Source organism: Streptomyces sp. NPDC052107 (genome assembly GCF_040680215.1).
Classification (GTDB): domain Bacteria; phylum Actinomycetota; class Actinomycetes; order Streptomycetales; family Streptomycetaceae; genus Streptomyces.
Map to the genome: position 1 here is coordinate 24,176 of NZ_JBFAWG010000061.1, position 16,141 is coordinate 40,316.

Consider the following 16,141-nt stretch of genomic DNA (forward strand, 5'->3'; position numbering starts at 1 on the left):
ACACGCGTCCCTTCCATAGTGGGGTACGTGATCGGGCCGCTCACCTCGGTGAGCCGCGTACGGGTGCATGTGTCCCCGAATCGCGCAACCGGGCCCGGGCGGGACGTCGCGCCGGAGGCCCCGGGCGTTCATCTCTGGAGACTGCGCCGAGCGCCCGCGTTCGTTCAGGAGCAAGCCCGCGTCCACCACCGTTCCCCACTCGCCCCACCCGCGCCGCCGCGGTCTCGTCGCTGGTCGGCGGCCTGCCCCACACCGTGCACAGGAAGGGTTGCTACTAAATTAGTAATTAATATTGACAGGCTTGTTGTCGCGGGCCACAGTCTTCGCCGTGACACCGTCGCCCGCTGCGGGCGCGAACGCCCCGTCCTCCGCCGCCTCCGGTGGCCTCTCCTGCTCCCCAACTCCCAGGAGTCGCACGTGACTTCACGCTTGCCCGTACGTGCATCCCGGCGCACCCGGACCACCCGTCTGGCGCTTGCCTCCGCTATCGCGGTCGTGCTGACCGCCTCCGCGGTGCCCGCGGCCGCCGCAGCCGACACCGTGAACCAAGGAGCGCCGACTTACTACGACAGCGGTCTCGACCGCACGCCCTACATGGGCTGGAACACGTACTACGGACTCGGTGCACCCACCGAGAAGGAGGTGCGCGCGGTCGCCGACAAGCTGGTGAGCAGCGGACTGCGTGACAGCGGCTACGACACCGTCTGGCTCGACGGCGGCTGGCAGGCCGACAACCCCCGTGATGCTCAGGGGCGGTTGGTGGCCAACCCCGACCGTTTCCCGTCCGGCATCCCGGCTCTCGTCTCCTATCTGCACAAGCGCGGCCTGCGAGCCGGCATCTACACCGACGCCGGTACCTACGACGGAGGAAGGAACTGCGGGCTCGGCAGCCGCGGCCACTACACCGAGGACGCGCGGCAGTTCGCCGACTGGAAGATCGACGCGATCAAGGTCGACTTCCTGTGCGGCATCGGTGCCAAGCTCGATCCGGGGCCGGCGTTCAAGGAGTTCGGCGACGCAGTCGCCAAGTCCGGCCGCAAGATGCTGCTGAACCTGTGCAACCCGCTCACCGACGACTGGGGCCTGCCGCACACGCCCGAGCAGGACGCACACAACACCTACGCCTACGCTCCGACGATCGCGGACTCCTGGCGCACCGGCACGGACATCGCCTGGGGCACTCCGAGCCCGGGGGAGTGGCCCAACATCCTGCGCAACATGGACGCCAACGCCTGGCACCCCGAGGCGCAGGGACCGGGCCACTACAACGACCCCGACTACCTCATCCCGATGCGCCGCATGACCGACGGCTCCCTGGAGCTGACGCAGGAGGAGTCCACCACCCAGTTCGTGATGTGGGCCGAGATGGCGTCCCCGCTCGTCCTGGGTTCCGACCCGCGCACCCTGTCCCCGTCGATGATCGCCACGCTCCGCAACCCGGAGATCGTCGCCGTCGACCAGGACCCGCTCGGGATCCAGGGAGTCCGGGTCGCCACGGACGCCGTCGGTGATGTCTACAGCAAGGTGCTCTCCGGCCACGGCCGACGCGCGGTCGTCCTCCTCAACCGCTCCGACCAGCCGGCCGAGCGCACCGTGAACTTCGCCGACGTCGCCCTCGGCGGGCCCGTCCAGGTGCGTGACCTGCGGGCACGCGCCGACCGCGGCACGCACACCGGTTCGTACACCGTCGAGGTCCCCGCCCATGGCACCGCCTTCCTCGGCCTCACCGGGCAGGACGCGCTGCCCGGCACGAGCCTGGGGGAGAAGGCATCGGCGAGCCCGGCCGTGGTGCGTGACGGCGACACGCTCACCACCTTCTTCCGCGGGCCGGGTGGAACACTCGTCCAGCACACGGAGGGCGGCACGCTTCCGGCGCGCACCAGGGACCTCGCGGGCCCCGTCGGGGGACGGATCCTCGGCCAGCCCGCCGCCTACGTCTCCGCAGGCGGCCGTGTCGACGTCTTCGTCCGGGGAACCGACGACCACGCCTACCGGAGGGTCTTCACCGGCGGGCGCTGGAGTGCCTGGCAGGACCTGGGCGGGAGGCTGACCGACGCGCCGACCGTGGCCTTCACCGACCCCGGGCACTGGACGCTCGTCGCCCGCGATGTCGACGGGCGCGTCGTGCAGCGCGGACCGTCATCCGGCTGGTCGTCGCTCGGCACGCCCGGTGACCTGCCGGTGTACGGCAGGCCGTCCGCGGTCGTCACCGCCGACGAGCGTGTCCATGTCGCCGTACGCACCGCCGCGGACGACGTGTGGACCATCGCGCGGGACGCCTCGGGGCAGTGGTCGGGCTGGACTTCGCTCGGCGGCACGGTGAGCGGCAGTCCGACGCTCGTCGCCGTGGGGGATGCCGTGGTGCTGTACGCGCGGGCCGCCGACTACACGCTGTGGCAGCAGCGGTACGACGACGGCGCGTGGCAGGGCTGGACCAAGCGGCAGGAGTTCCCCAGCGCGGCCTTCGACGGCGCGCTGGGAGCGGTCGCCGGCCCGGACGGCTCGGTCGACGCGGTGTACCGCGGCGTCGACGGTTACGTCCACAGAACCCAGTTCAAATAAATTAGTAATTAATCTTGACGTGGCGAGATCGCCACGCGACTCTGGATCCGCCGCGAGCGGGGCCCGGCCGTCAGCGTGGCCGGCCCCGCCGCCAGGAGCCGCAGGGAGCCCTCCATGACGAACCACCTGCCCGATCGCCGCAGCTTCCTCGCCGGACTCGGAGCCGCCGGGGCGACGGCACTGCTCAGCAGCTGCGTCACCTCGACCTCCTCCGCGAAGTCCTCCTCCAAGGGCCCGGTGACCCTCCAGTCCAACCTGTCCGCACCCCAGGCCAAGGCCGCGATGGAGGACCTCGTCGCCGCCTACGGCAAGAAGGGACAGGGGCACGCCAGCCTGAACACGGTGGCCGCGGAGACCTTCCGCACCCAGCTGCCGACCTACCTGACCTCCGCCAACCCGCCGGACGTCTACACCTGGTACCCCGGCTCCGTGGCGGATGCCTACGCCAAGAAGAACCTGCTCCTCGACCTGGACGACGTCTGGAACTCCTCCCCGGACCTCAAGCGGTACACGAAGGGGCTGAACCGCCTGTGCACCGCGAGGTCCGGCAAGAAGGTCTTCGTGCCCACCACCTACTACTGGTGGGGCATGTTCTACCGGAAGTCGAACTTCGCCAAGTGGGGCGTCAGCGAGCCCACCACCTGGGACGAGTTCCTCGACCTGTGCGACAAGCTCAAGACCAAGGGTGTGGCACCCATCGGACTCGGAGCGGGCGGCGGCACGGCATGGGTGGCCTCGACCTGGTTCGACTACCTCGACATCCGCATCAACGGCGCCCCCTACCACCGCGAACTCCTCGCGGGCAAGCACCGGTTCGACGACCCCGAGGTGCGCAAGGTCTTCGACCGCTGGCGGGAGGTGCTGCCGTACTTCGACCCCGACGGCACCGCCGTGGCCTTCCAGGACGCCACCACCGCCCTGCTCAACGGCCGCACCGGCATGATGCTCATCGGCACCTTCTTCGCCGACGCCGCTCCCAAGAACGCCCTCGACGACATCGACTTCTTCCGCTTCCCCGTCATCGATCCCAAGGTCCCGCTCGCCGAAGAGGCCCCGACCGACGGCTACTTCGCCAGCGCCCGCACCGGGCGCCGCGACCAGGTCTTCGACCTGATGCGCTACCTCGCCACCGCCGAGGCCCAGGAGATCTACATCAAGGGCTCGTCCGGGACCGTCCTGCCCTGCAACCCCGACGCGAAGGACGCCGGCACGGCACTGGTGAAGAAGGGGCGGAGGCACATCGAGCAGGCGGCCGAGATCACCCAGTTCTTCAACCGGGACTCCAGCGACGCCCTCCAGCCCACCGCCGACACCGCACTGACGAAGTTCATCGCCAAGCCGAAGGAGGTCGGCAGCATCCTCACCGACTGGCAGCGCGACGCCGAGAAGATCTGGAACGCCTGATGGCCGTCCTGACCGCACCGCACCGCGAGTCCCCCGTCCCCGCGCCGCCGCGAGGCGGCCGGGGCCGGGGACCCCGGCGCACACCTCCCCTGGTCCTCGCCTTCGTGCTCGTCCCCCTGCTCGCCGAGGCGCTGTGGGTCTTCTGGCCCGCGCTGCAGGGCTTCTACCTCGCCCTGACCAGCTGGGACGGGGTCTCGGCGCCGAAGTTCGTGGGCCTTGGCAACTTCCGCGAGATGGCGGGCGACGACGTCTTCCGCAGCGCGGTCGGCCACACCGTCCTGTGGCTGCTGCTCTTCGGCGGCCTGTCCGCCCTGCTGGGCCTGGCCGCCGCGCTCCTGCTGCAGCAGGAGCGCCGGGGCGTCGGCTTCTACCGCGCGGCCCTGTTCCTGCCCGTCGTCTTCTCCCTCGTCGCCACCGCCCTGGTCTGGCAGGCCATCTACCAGCCCGACGGCGTGCTCAACCGGCTCCTGGAGTCGGTCGGTCTGGACAGCCTGCGCCATGCCTGGCTCGCCGACCAGGACACCGCCCTGTTCGCGGTGATCGTCCCCGCGCTGTGGCGGCAGATCGGCTACGTGATGGTCCTCTACCTCGCGGGCCTGAAAGGCATCGATCCCGCGCTCTACGAGGCGGCCAAGGTCGACGGCGCCGGAGCCTGGCAGCGCTTCCGCCATGTGACGCTGCCCCAGCTGCGCAGCGTCAACGCGGTCGTGCTCTCCGTCATCATCATCGACTCGCTGCGCTCCTTCGACGTGGTCTGGTCGCTGACCCGCGGCGGCCCCTACCACTCCTCCGAACTGCTGAGCACCTACATGTACTCCACCGCCTTCCAGTCCCTGCGCCTGGGATACGGCTCCGCCCTGGCCGTCGTCATCTTCCTGCTGGCCTTCGGAGTCATCGCCTCCTACCTGGTCCGGGCCTTCCGGGAGGCCGACTGATGTCCGCCGTACACCCGCACACGTCCGCCACCGAGCCCCGTACATCCGCCCACGCACTGCGCCGCCGGCGGGCCGCCACGGCCGGCTTCCACGTCGGCGCCGGAGCCCTGGCCGTCCTGTGGCTGCTGCCCATCCTCCTGGTCCTGGTGACCAGCCTGCGATCCTTCAACGACATCGCCGCCCACGGCCTGGGCAGCGTGCCCCGCTCCTTCACCCTGGACAACTTCCGGCAGGCCTGGGTCGACGGCGGACAGCAACGCGCCCTGATCAACAGCCTGATCGTCACCGTCCCCTGCGTCCTGCTGACCCTCGCGCTGGCGGCCATGGCCGCGTTCGCCCTCAGCCGCTACGAGATGCCCTTCCGCCGCTCCCTGCTGCTGCTCATGCTCGGCGGCAATCTGCTGCCGCCGCAGATCCTGCTCATCCCGGTGTCCAAGCTGAGCGAGATGATGGGCATCTACGACACCCTGCCCGCCCTGATCGGTGTGCAGATCGGCTTCGGCGTCGGCTTCTACGTCTTCGTCCTGCACGGCTTCATGCGCGCGATCCCCACCGAGATCCAGCAGGCGGCGGTCGTGGACGGCGCCGGGCCCTGGCAGGTCTTCTGGCGCATCATCCTCCCACTCACCCGGCCGGCGCTCGCCGCGCTCAGCGCGCTGTCCTTCACCTGGATCTTCAACGACCTGCTGTGGGCGATCACCGTGCTGCGCAGCGACGGCAAGATGCCGATCACCGCCGCCCTCATCGGACTTCAGGGACAGTACGTGTCCATGTGGAACGTGATCGCCGCCGGATCCGTCATCGCCGCCGCCCCCACCGTGGCCGTCTTCCTCCGCTTCCAGCGCCACTTCGTGGCCGGCCTGAACCTCGGAGCAGTGAAGTGACGCCGCACCAGCGCTGGACCCTGCACACCGACCACACCAGCTACACCGTCCGGCTCTCCACGGACGGCCCCTGGGCCGAACTCGAGGCCTGGGGACCACTCGGCGTCGAGCAGGGACCGTCGGCGCTGGACTGGTCCCACCGCACCCACTTCCTCACCCCCGCCGACGCGGCCCCCGCGGAGTACCTGCCCCACGGGCTGCGTCCCTTCACCGGCGCCGAACTCGTCGCCGCGCGGCCGGGCTCCGCACGCGGCGTGTGGTGGACCTTCGAGGGAGCACAGCAGAAAGCCGGCACGCTTCGGCTCACCTTCACCGACGACGTCCTCGGCCTGCGCACCACCCTGTGCTACGCCACCGTGCCGGGCACCGACGTCCTGCACCGCTGGACCGAACTGGCCTGCACGGGCGAGGAGGAGCTGCGCCTGGAGCGGCTGGACTCGGCCGCCGTGAACATCCCGGTCACCACCGCGGCCCGGCTGACCTACCTGACCGGCCAGTGGTCCCAGGAGTTCCAGCGCACCCAACTCGACCTGGCCCGGGGCATCTTCACCATGGGCAGCACCCAGGGCGTACCCGGCCACGCCTACGCGCCCTGGCTCGCCGTCCAGGACGCGACGGCACCCCACGACGCCCCCGCCCCCACCTACGGCATCGCCCTGGAGTGGCCCGGCAACTGGCACATCACCGCGCAGGCCGAGCCCGGGGGAGCGGTACGTGTCCGCGCCGGACGCGTGCCGCACGAAGGCGTGCTGCACCTGGCTCCCGGCGACACTCTGACCACCCCGCGCCTCGCCTGCGCCTTCAGCCCGGACGGACTCGACGGACTGTCCCGCGTGTGGCACCGCTACGAGCGCCGCCTCGCCGGAGAGCGCCTGCACCGCCCCCGCAAGGTCCTCTACAACTCCTGGGAGGCCACCGGCTTCGCCGTCGACGCCGCGAGCCAACTGGAACTGGCCAAGGCGGCCGCGGACCTCGGCGCCGAGCTGTTCGTGGTGGACGACGGATGGTTCACCGGCCGCACCGACGACACCGGAGGACTGGGCGACTGGTACCCAGACCCCGCGGCCTTCCCCCAGGGCTTCGACCGGTTCGTCGACGACATCCGCGCCCTCGGACTGGACTTCGGGCTCTGGGTCGAACCCGAGGCCGTCAGCCCCGGCAGCCGCCTGCACGCCGAGCATCCGGAGTGGGTCTACCGGATCGACGGCCGCCCGTCCCGCCGCATCCGCAACCAGCTCCTGCTCGACCTCGGCCGCACCGACGTGCAGGACTTCGTCCTCGCCACCCTCGACCGGCTGCTGACCGGCCACGACATCCGCTACCTGAAGTGGGACATGAACCGCCCGCCGACCGAGCGCGGCCGCCCGGGCGCCGGCCCCGCGGAGCGCCTGGACCTCGATGCCGAGCACGTCCACGGCTATCTCCGTGTCCTGGACCATCTGCGCACCGCACACCCCCACGTCACCATCGAGGGCTGCGCGGGAGGCGGCGGCCGCGTCGACCACACGACCCTCGTGCGCACCGACGTCGTCTGGCCCAGCGACAACACCGCCCCCCTGGACCGGCTCGCCATCCAGTACGGCTTCCTGCACGCCCACGCACCGCACGTGATGAGTTCGTGGGTCACCGACGCGCCCGGCGTGTTCGACCCCCGCCCGCGCAGCCTCGCCTTCCGCTTCGTCACAGCGATGTGCGGGGTCCTCGGCATCGGCGCCGACCTGCGCGCCTGGACACCCGAGCAGCGCGCCGAGGCGGCCGGCTGGATCACCCGGTACAAGGAGGTGCGGGACGTCGTCCACCACGGCCAGGCCCGCCTGCTCGGCACTCCGCAGGACGCCACCTGCGGAGTCCAGTACGACGCCCCGGACGGGCGCCGTACCGTCGTGGCCGCCTTCGGCACCGGACGCCTCGACGGCGCGCCGCTCGTGCCCGGCCGCCCCGCCCGGCTGCGGCTGCGCGGCCTCGAACCCACCGCCGCCTACCGCGACACCGCCACCGCGACCACGTACAGCGGCGCCCATCTGCTGCACTACGGGGTGCCCTTCGCGTGGACCGCCGACCATGATGCGGAACTGGTGGTGCTGACACGCCAGTAGCCCGACGCACGCATCGCCGCACCTCCACCAGCAGCCATCGAAGGCCACCCAAGACGAAGGAGCCCACGCCCCATGGATCCCGCACGACGGCACGGCGCCCGTTTCACCGGCCGCACGGCCGTGATCACCGGAGCCGCCTCCGGCATCGGGGCCGCCACCGCCGAACGCCTCGCCCAGGAGGGCGCCGCCGTGGTCCTGGCCGACGTCGCCGAGGAGCGCGGCGAGGCCGTCGCCGAGCGCATCACCAAGGACGGCGGCCGGGCCCGGTTCGTGTCCGCGGACGTCTCGGCCGAGCAGGACTGGCAGCGGATCGTCACCGCCGCCCACGCCTACGGACCCGTCGACGTGCTGGTCAGCAACGCCTTCACCGTCGACGTGTCCCCGGCCCACGAGATGTCCCTGGACTCCTGGCAACGGCAGCTGTCCGTGAACCTCACCGCCGCCTTCCTCGGCTTCCGGGCGGTCCTGCCCGACCTTCGCTCCGGCGCGGGGGCGGTGGTGCTCACCTCGTCCGTCCACGCCCACGCCGGCATCCCCGGCCACCCCGCATACGCCGCCTCCAAGGGCGCGCTGCTCTCCCTGTGCGGCCAACTCGCGGTCGAGTACGGGCCCGAGGTACGCGTCAACGCCGTCCTGCCGGGACCGGTGCTCACCGGCGCCTGGGACCGGGTGCCGCCCGAGGAGCGCGAGCGCAGCGTCGCCGGGACCGCGGCCCGTCGCTTCGGCACCCCCGCCGAAGTGGCCGCGGCCATCGCCTTCCTCAGCGCCGAGGAGGCCTCCTTCATCACCGGCTCGCACCTCGTCGTCGACGGAGGCTGGAGCGTCGTGAAGGCGTCCGCGTGATCAGCGCCGTGGTCACATGGGACACGTGCACATCCGATCCGTACTCGTCCGACACGTGCACATCCGAGGAGAAAGGCTGTACCACATGACGCCCTACGCCCGCCGCGGCGTGCACGGCCAGACCGTAGAGGCGCTGGCCCGCCGCATCCTGAGCGGCGAGATCCCGGAGGGGGCCACGCTCGATCTGGTGGCGTTGCAGAGCGAACTGGGCGTCAGCCTCACCGCCCTGCGCGAATCCCTGAAGGTACTGGCTGCCAAGGGCATGGTCGACGCCCGCCAGAAGCGCGGCACCTTCGTCCGGGCCCGCGCCGACTGGAACCTGCTCGACGCCGACGTCCTGCGCTGGCAGTTCGAGGGCGGCGGGGCCGGCGAGGCTGACCGGGCGCTGCTGCGCAACCTGGCCGAGGTGCGCGCCATCATCGAGCCGGCCGCCGTCCGCCTGGCCGCCGAGCGCCGTACCGACGCCGACCTCGCCGCCCTGGACGCCGCCGTCGCGGCGATGGCAGAGCACGACTCCGACCCCGGCCACGCCGTGGAGGCCGACCTCGCCTTCCACCGCGCCCTGCTCGCCGCCACCCACAACGAGCTGCTGGAGCGCATGGAGATGGTCATCGAGTCCGGCCTCGCCCACCGCGACCGCCTGGTCCACAGCTCCCCGCACAGCGAGGACCCGGTTCCCGCCCACCGCGCCGTCCTGGACGCCGTACGCGACCGGGACCCGCGGGCCGCCGAGGCCGCCATGCACGCCCTGCTCGAGCAGGCCGGACGCGACCTGGACCGGATCGACGGCCCCGACGACACGAAAGGCACCGGCGGCAAGTGAAGATCGCCCGCATCGAAACGTTCCTGGTTCCGCCGCGCTGGCTGTTCTGCCGGATCGAGACCGACGACGGCGTGGTCGGCTGGGGCGAACCCGTCGTCGAGGGCCGCGCCGAGGTGGTCCGCGCCGCCGTCGACGTACTCGCCGAACAACTGCTCGGCCAGGACCCGCTGCGCATCCAGGACCACTGGCAGGTGCTCACCAAGGGCGGCTTCTACCGAGGCGGCCCCGTGCTCTCCAGCGCTGTCGCCGGCCTCGACCAAGCCCTGTGGGACATCGCCGGCAAGACCTACGGCGCTCCGGCGCACGCCCTGCTCGGTGGGCCCGTGCGCGACCTCGTCCGCGTCTACGCCTGGGTCGGCGGCGACGAGCCCGCCGAGCTGACCGACCAGATTGCGGCCCAGGTGGACGCCGGTTTCACGGCGGTGAAGATGAACGCCGCCGGAGCCACCTCCCCGATCACGACCCTGGCCGAGACGGCAGCCGTCGTGGCGCGGGTGGCGGCCGCCCGCGAAGCGCTCGGACCCGACCGGGACGTGGCGGTCGACTTCCACGGCCGCTTCACCGCCGCAGGCGCCCGCCGGGTCCTGGCCGAACTGGCCCCCCTGCACCCCCTGTTCGTGGAGGAGCCGGTCCTCCCCGAGCACCACCACCTGCTGCCCGGACTCGTCACCGCGAGCACGGTGCCGCTGGCCACCGGCGAACGCCTGTACTCCCGCAGCGAGTTCCTGCCCGCCCTCACCGCCGGGATCGCCGTCGCCCAGCCCGACCTGTCCCACGCGGGCGGCATCTCCGAAGTGCACCGGATCGCCTCCCTCGCCGATACCTTCGGCGCCCAGCTGGCCCCGCACTGCCCCCTTGGCCCCATCGCACTCGCGGCCAGCCTCCAGATCGCCTTCGCCACCCCCAACTTCCTGATCCAGGAGCAGAGCCGCGGCATCCACTACAACAAGGACGCCGACCTGCTGTCGTACGTCGCCGACCCCGAGCCTTTCCGGTTCGTCGACGGCCACGCCCGCCGCAGCGACGCCCCCGGCCTCGGCATCACCGTCGACGAGACGGCCGTGCGTGCCGCCGACCGCAGCGGACACGCCTGGCGCAACCCCGTGTGGCGGCACCCCGACGGCTCGTTCGCGGAGTGGTGAACCGCATGCTCGACATCGTCACCGACCCCGCCCACGGCGGCCGCTGGATCTCCCTGCGCGCCGACGGCCGCGAATGGCTCTGGCACCGCCACGCACCAAGGGACCATGCCGTCCCCGGTGACGCGTTCGTCGACGCGGGCGGGCTCGAGGAGTGCGTGCCCACCGTCCGCGGCTGCCCCGACCACGGCGACGCCTGGTCCCGCCCGTGGACCCGGAACGGCGACACCGACCGCGTCCACTGCGACTCCTTCACCCTGTCCCGCACCATCCGCGCCACGCCCGACGGCGCCGAGGCCGACTACACGCTGACCGCCGAACCGGGCTTCCGCTTCCTCTGGGCGGCCCACGCCCTGCTCGACCTCTCGCACGACGCGACCCTCCACATGAGCGACGGCGCGACCACCCGCCTGTTCCCGGAAGCCGCCCCCCTACTGAAGGAGGCGTGGCCCGCCGGCACACCGTGGATCGAGGGTCCCTGGCCCACCCCCCGCGGGCCGGCCCTCGACCGGCTCGGCCCCGACGACGGCACCGCGGTCGGGGCCGTCGTGGACACACACCTGTGCTGCGTGCACGACGGCACCGACCGGCTGGCCCTGAGCCTGCGCGTGCACGACCAGCCCCCGGCCGCACGCCCCGCGCCCGGACAGCCCGTGTCGATCGCCCTGTGGCGCAACCTCGGCGGCTTCCCCCAGCCGCACCCCTACCGCAGCACGGGCGTCGAGCCGATGCTCGGCCGCGTCTTCGACCTCGCCGACGCGGGCCCCGAGGACGCCGCACGGGTGCCCGCCACGGGAGAGGTGCGCTGGCGACTCACGCTCACCACCGCCTGCCGCTGCCCCTGAACCCCCCGTCACGGAGACCGAGGAGACCGGTTCGTGGATCTACTCGCTGCCCTGGCAGCCCACCGCCTGCTCGCCATCGTCCGCGGACGTGACGCCGACGCCGCGCTGCGCACCGTGCTCACCCTGGCCGAGGAGGGCATCGAACTCATCGAGGTGTCGCTCACCGGCACGGACGCCCTCTCCGTCATCGCGCGCGCCCGAGAACTCCTGGGTGCCGATCACGCGTTGGGCGCCGGCACCGTCCTGACCGCCGACGACGCCCGTGCCGCCCACCGCGCGGGCGCGACGTTCGTGGTCACACCCGGCCTGGGAGAGGGCATCCCCGCGGCACACGACCTGGGCCTGCCGGTGCTCGCCGGCGTGTTCACCCCGACCGACGTGATCGCCGCTCGGAGGATGGGCGCGGCGGCACTGAAGATCTTCCCGATCGCCCAGGCCGGGGGAGCGGCGTACCTGAAGGCTCTGCGCGGCCCGTTCCCCGACGCCGCGTTCGTCCCCGTGGGCGGAGTCGACGAAGCCGTCGCCCGCGACTGTCTCGCCGCCGGCGCGACGTCGGTCGGCGTCGGATCCCCTCTCGTCGGTGACGCCGCCGACGGCGGCAGTCTCGACGCGCTCAGGGCCCGCGCCCACACCTTCCGCACCGCCGTACGAAAGGCGGCACCGTGACCCCACAACCCCTGCCCACCCGTCCCGACCGCCTCGAACTCGGCGAGGGCATCCGCTGGACGGGCGCCGGGATCATCCTTGTGGACCTCCTCGCCGGTCGCCTCCTCGCGCCCCCGGACGATCCCACGGCCCCGTTGCAGGCCCTTGCCCAACTTCCCGTCCCGCTGGGGGCCGTCGCTCCCGTGGCCGGTCATCCGGGCTCCTGGATCGCGGCCGCGGGAACCGGCATCTGCCTCCTGCACCCCGACGGCAGCACGAGTTGGCTCGCACGCCCGGAGGACAAGCCGGGGCCGCGGATGCGCATGAACGACGCCGTGGCCGACCCCTCGGGCCGGTTCTGGGCGGGCAGCATGGCGTACGACGCCGACGAGGGAGCCGGCTCGCTCTACCGGGTCGACCACGACGGCACGGTCGTGCGCGTCCTGGACGGCGTCACCGTGCCCAACGGCCCGGTGTTCACCCCGGACGGCTGGTCCATGTACCTGGCCGACAGCGCCCGGGGCGTCATCCGGCGCTATCCGGTCGACCCCCGAGACGCCCGGCTCGGCACGCCCGAGGTCTTCGTCACCGTGGACGACGGCAGCCCCGACGGAATGACGATCGACGCGGAAGGCGCCGTATGGGTAGCCGTGTGGGGCACCGGGACGGTACGCCGTCACCTTCCCGACGGCACCCTGGACCGCGTCGTACGGCTGCCCGCGAGCCGGCCGGCGGGCGTGTGCCTCGAAGGCGACGTCCTGCACATCACCACGGCCCGCCTGGGCCTGAACCCGCCCGGCAGGTACGACGGCGCCCTGTTCAGCGTCCGGGTCGAGGTGCCCGGCGCACCCGCCGCGCCCTATCGCCCGGCGCCCTCACGCATGGCGGGGGCGCGGGCCGTGCCCTCGCGTGCCGTCCCGTCCGTGGCGCCCGGGCAGGGCCCGGCATGACCGGGACGGGGACGGAACCAGCTTGCACGAGGAACCAGTGGCGCCCCTCCAAGGGGCCCGTGGTGTGCATCGGCGAGACGATGGCGGCGCTCGCGCCCGACCCGCCGGAACCACTGGAAGGGGCCGGGCAGTTGAGCCTGTCGGTGGCCGGCGCGGAGTCGAACGTGGCCATGTACCTGGCCGACCACGGCATCCCCGTCGCCTGGCTCTCGGCACTCGGGGACGACGCGCTGGGCAGACGGGTCCGCACCGCCGTGTCCGCCGCCGAAGTCGACGTCTCTTACGTACGAACCGACGCCCACCATCCCACGGGTCTCCTCATAAAGAACCCCGGCCCTGCAGGCACGCGCGTGCACTACTACAGAGCCGGCTCGGCGGCCTCCACGCTCGGCCCCGAGCTGCTGGACCAAGAGCCCGTGCGCTCGGCGGCTCTGCTGCACTTCACCGGCATCACACCCGCCCTGTCGCCCTCCTGCCGGGCGCTGGTCACGAGAGCCCTGACCGCGCCGGCCGACGCGCGGCCCCACGCGGTCAGCTTCGACGTCAACCACCGGCCCGCCCTCTGGCCGGACGGCGACGCGGCCCCCGTGCTGCGCCGGCTGGCCGACCGGGCGGACATCGTCTTCGTCGGTCTCGACGAGGCGCAGGGCCTGTGGGGCAAGGACCTGACTTTGACCGGCCTACGGCGCCTGCTCCCGCGCCCCCGCATCCTCGTGGTCAAGGACGGCGCCCGCGCCGCCACCGCCCTCACCGGGGGCGGCGTCCACACGGTGCCGGCACTACGGACGACCGTGGTGGAGCCCGTGGGCGCCGGCGACGCCTTCGCCGCGGGCTTCCTCGCAGGCCTGTTGCGGGGACTCACCACGACCCAGGCGCTCAGACTGGGGCACATCACCGCGGTCTCAGCCCTCCAAGTGACGGCAGACCACGGCCCGTTGCCGGATGCGGAGCAGATCGGAGGCCTCCTCGCCCTGCCGCCCCCGGAGTGGGAGGCACTCGCCGGGGCCGTCTCAGCGGGCAACGGACCCTTCTCCCGCCGGAGCGTGCCTCGCCCCTGAACACTCCGCGAGCATGCACAAGTGGTCGCCGGACGACCTGTTGGCTGCCCTGGTGAGCCATGCGGGCATGCGGGTCGCCGCTGCTGGCAGGGCAGGGCGTGGCGACCCGCACGGCTGGGGCGTCAGGCCTGCTGGTGCGGCGTGACGAGGGGGAATTCGTTGTCGGTGTCGGCAACGATGTTGAAGTAGTTCGTCAGGATGTTGAGGGCGAGGTTGCCGACGACCTCCGCTATCTCGGCGTCGGTGACGCCCGCGGCCCGGGCGCTCTTGAGAGCGGTCTCGTCGATGCTGCCGCGGCCTCGGGCGATGGCGTCGAAGAGGCTGAGCAGGGCTGCCGCGTGGGGGTCGCTGGACTCGGCGCGGCGGGCGCGCTCGATCTCGTCAGGGGCGAGCTTGGTGACGTTCTTGCCCAGGAAGGTGTGGGCGGACAGGCAGTAGCTGCAGCGGTTGTACTCGGCGGAGGCCAGTGAGAGGCGCTCCCGGACGGCGGGGGGCAGCACTCCACCGGCGAGTGCGTCGGACAGGCCCATCCACCCCTTGAGCAGGGCCGGGCTGTTCGCCATCACCTTCGCCATGTTCGGAACCGAGCCGATGTTCTTCTTGAGCTCGGCGAGCAGGGTGGCGGCCTCGCCGGTGGCCTCGGCCGGGTTGATCTGGGGCAGCGTCGACATTGCGGTCTCCTTCTGACATCTGGACATCCAAGCTAATGGTTGGATGCCATCTTTCCCGTTAGGAGCATGGCACGTCATGCCCGTGGCGTCAAATGGATGTCCAAGACGACATCCATTAGGTTGGGCGGTATGATGGAGGCATGATCAGTGATGGTGTGACCACGAGCGCGCCGCTGCTGGGGGAGCCACTGCCGGTCGAGCTGATGAACACCGTCTTCGTCGACCAGGGCCGTACCGGCGACGCCCTTGACGGCGACGCCGACGCCGCGGTCTGGCTTCGGGCCGTCGCCGACCGACTCGGAACCGAGACCGCGATCACGGCCGACCAGCTGGACGAGAAGGCGGTGCGCTCGGTCGCCGGAGCACTGCGTACGCTGCGTGACGCTCTGCGACTGCTGGCAGCGGAGGCGACCGAGGATCCACGCCCTGCGGCTACGGCGCCGGAACTGACGCGAGGGGAGGCGATCAGCGCGCTGAACACTCTCGCCCAAGCCTGGCCCGAGCTCGTCTGGCCCGCCGACGGGCAACCCTCACGGGCCTATCGAGGCGCCAGGACGGCTGCGGAACTCGCCATACAGCTCATCGCGCACCAGGCTGTCGAGCTCTTCACCGGACCCGACCGCGATCGTCTACGCCCCTGCCTGGCGCCGAACTGCCCGCTCTTCTTCGTCAAGAATCACGCACGGCGGGAATGGTGCTCCCCCGTGTGCGGGAACCGCATGCGCGTCGCCCGCCACTACCGTCGCCACCACCCGGCCCCACAGGGCCAGTGAGATTGCAGCTGCGCTGTCGCCGAGGCCGGGGGACGCGGGCCGCGATCCACTTCTGCTGCACATGGCATGCCAACGCCATGGAGCGGCTCGGCCGGGCGACTGATCGACAGCGACCCGTGAGACGCCGCTGACGGACTGCCAGGGCCGTGCGGTCACATGCTGGTAGCAGTCGACTGAGCTTGCCGTATTCCGCGTCGGCTCCGAACAGGTCGGTGCCGTCCATATGCTGCCGTGAGAGCCGGTAGGAGGAGTGCCGCAGGAGAATTCGCCGGTTAATTGCGCGGCTCGCAGGAGCAGCAGCCCCAGCTACTCAGGCCCCGGTTCCTGGCGACGTCGACAGCGACCTGCCAGGTGTTGCCGCCGACGTACCGCAGACGACCCGCAGCGTGGTGGCGGCCCAGGAACACCGTGCGGGGGGGACGGCGTTCATGTGGGAGTTCGGGGGTTCGGTGTTGTGTTGGCCGGCTTGGGTCGGTGGGTGTGGGGTGGTGTGTGGGGGAGGGTCGGTCGTTT

14 protein-coding genes are annotated in these 16,141 nt (G+C 71.8%); 13 read left to right on the forward strand and 1 reads right to left on the reverse strand.

The features are described from left to right. Positions 1–417 precede the first annotated feature (417 nt). The 12 genes from AB0M27_RS36190 to AB0M27_RS36245 all read left to right on the forward strand — a co-directional run bounded on the left by AB0M27_RS36190 (position 418) and on the right by AB0M27_RS36245 (position 14,184). A complete protein-coding gene (locus AB0M27_RS36190; RefSeq protein WP_365728326.1) occupies positions 418–2,562 on the forward strand; it encodes a glycoside hydrolase family 27 protein in 2,145 nt (714 codons plus the stop codon). Positions 2,563–2,676: 114 nt separating this feature from the next. Next, a complete protein-coding gene (locus AB0M27_RS36195; protein WP_365728328.1) occupies positions 2,677–3,966 on the forward strand; it encodes an extracellular solute-binding protein in 1,290 nt (429 codons plus the stop codon). Continuing rightward, positions 3,966–4,901, forward strand: coding sequence for a sugar ABC transporter permease (locus AB0M27_RS36200; protein WP_365728330.1), 936 nt, complete (start codon positions 3,966–3,968; stop codon positions 4,899–4,901). Before AB0M27_RS36195 ends, AB0M27_RS36200 begins: the two co-directional genes overlap by 1 nt. Further along, positions 4,901–5,785, forward strand: a complete 885-nt coding sequence (locus AB0M27_RS36205; RefSeq protein ID WP_365728332.1) for a carbohydrate ABC transporter permease — start codon at positions 4,901–4,903, stop codon at positions 5,783–5,785. The genes AB0M27_RS36200 and AB0M27_RS36205 overlap by 1 nt, the downstream gene beginning before the upstream one ends. Then, on the forward strand, positions 5,782–7,881 hold the full coding sequence (locus AB0M27_RS36210; protein ID WP_365728334.1) for an alpha-galactosidase: 2,100 nt from the start codon (positions 5,782–5,784) through the stop codon (positions 7,879–7,881). The genes AB0M27_RS36205 and AB0M27_RS36210 overlap by 4 nt, the downstream gene beginning before the upstream one ends. A 72-nt stretch (positions 7,882–7,953) precedes the next feature. Then, on the forward strand, positions 7,954–8,724 hold the full coding sequence (locus tag AB0M27_RS36215; RefSeq protein ID WP_365728336.1) for a glucose 1-dehydrogenase: 771 nt from the start codon (positions 7,954–7,956) through the stop codon (positions 8,722–8,724). Between the two features lie 85 nt (positions 8,725–8,809). Further along, positions 8,810–9,547 carry a FadR/GntR family transcriptional regulator gene (locus AB0M27_RS36220; RefSeq protein ID WP_365728338.1) on the forward strand — a complete coding sequence of 246 codons (738 nt, stop codon included), beginning with the start codon at positions 8,810–8,812 and terminating at the stop codon, positions 9,545–9,547. Continuing rightward, complete coding sequence (dgoD, locus tag AB0M27_RS36225; protein WP_365728345.1) at positions 9,544–10,689, forward strand: galactonate dehydratase; 1,146 nt, start codon at positions 9,544–9,546, stop codon at positions 10,687–10,689. Before AB0M27_RS36220 ends, dgoD begins: the two co-directional genes overlap by 4 nt. A 5-nt stretch (positions 10,690–10,694) precedes the next feature. Then, positions 10,695–11,531: a hypothetical protein gene (locus AB0M27_RS36230; protein WP_365728350.1), complete on the forward strand. Its 837-nt coding sequence runs from the start codon at positions 10,695–10,697 to the stop codon at positions 11,529–11,531. A 33-nt stretch (positions 11,532–11,564) separates the two neighbouring features. Beyond that, a complete protein-coding gene (locus tag AB0M27_RS36235; protein WP_365728353.1) occupies positions 11,565–12,197 on the forward strand; it encodes a bifunctional 4-hydroxy-2-oxoglutarate aldolase/2-dehydro-3-deoxy-phosphogluconate aldolase in 633 nt (210 codons plus the stop codon). Then, complete coding sequence (locus tag AB0M27_RS36240) at positions 12,194–13,126, forward strand: SMP-30/gluconolactonase/LRE family protein (RefSeq protein WP_365728355.1); 933 nt, start codon at positions 12,194–12,196, stop codon at positions 13,124–13,126. Before AB0M27_RS36235 ends, AB0M27_RS36240 begins: the two co-directional genes overlap by 4 nt. Further along, positions 13,123–14,184 carry a sugar kinase gene (locus tag AB0M27_RS36245; RefSeq protein ID WP_365728357.1) on the forward strand — a complete coding sequence of 354 codons (1,062 nt, stop codon included), beginning with the start codon at positions 13,123–13,125 and terminating at the stop codon, positions 14,182–14,184. The genes AB0M27_RS36240 and AB0M27_RS36245 overlap by 4 nt, the downstream gene beginning before the upstream one ends. A gap of 122 nt (positions 14,185–14,306) precedes the next feature. On the opposite strand, the gene AB0M27_RS36250 is transcribed toward AB0M27_RS36245, so the two are convergent. Further along, complete coding sequence (locus tag AB0M27_RS36250; RefSeq protein WP_365728359.1) at positions 14,307–14,855, reverse strand: carboxymuconolactone decarboxylase family protein; 549 nt, start codon at positions 14,853–14,855, stop codon at positions 14,307–14,309. Between the two features lie 140 nt (positions 14,856–14,995). Between AB0M27_RS36250 and AB0M27_RS36255 the strand changes: the two genes are divergently transcribed. Then, a complete protein-coding gene (locus AB0M27_RS36255; RefSeq protein WP_365728365.1) occupies positions 14,996–15,628 on the forward strand; it encodes an ABATE domain-containing protein in 633 nt (210 codons plus the stop codon). The last annotated feature ends 513 nt before the right edge of the window (positions 15,629–16,141 follow it).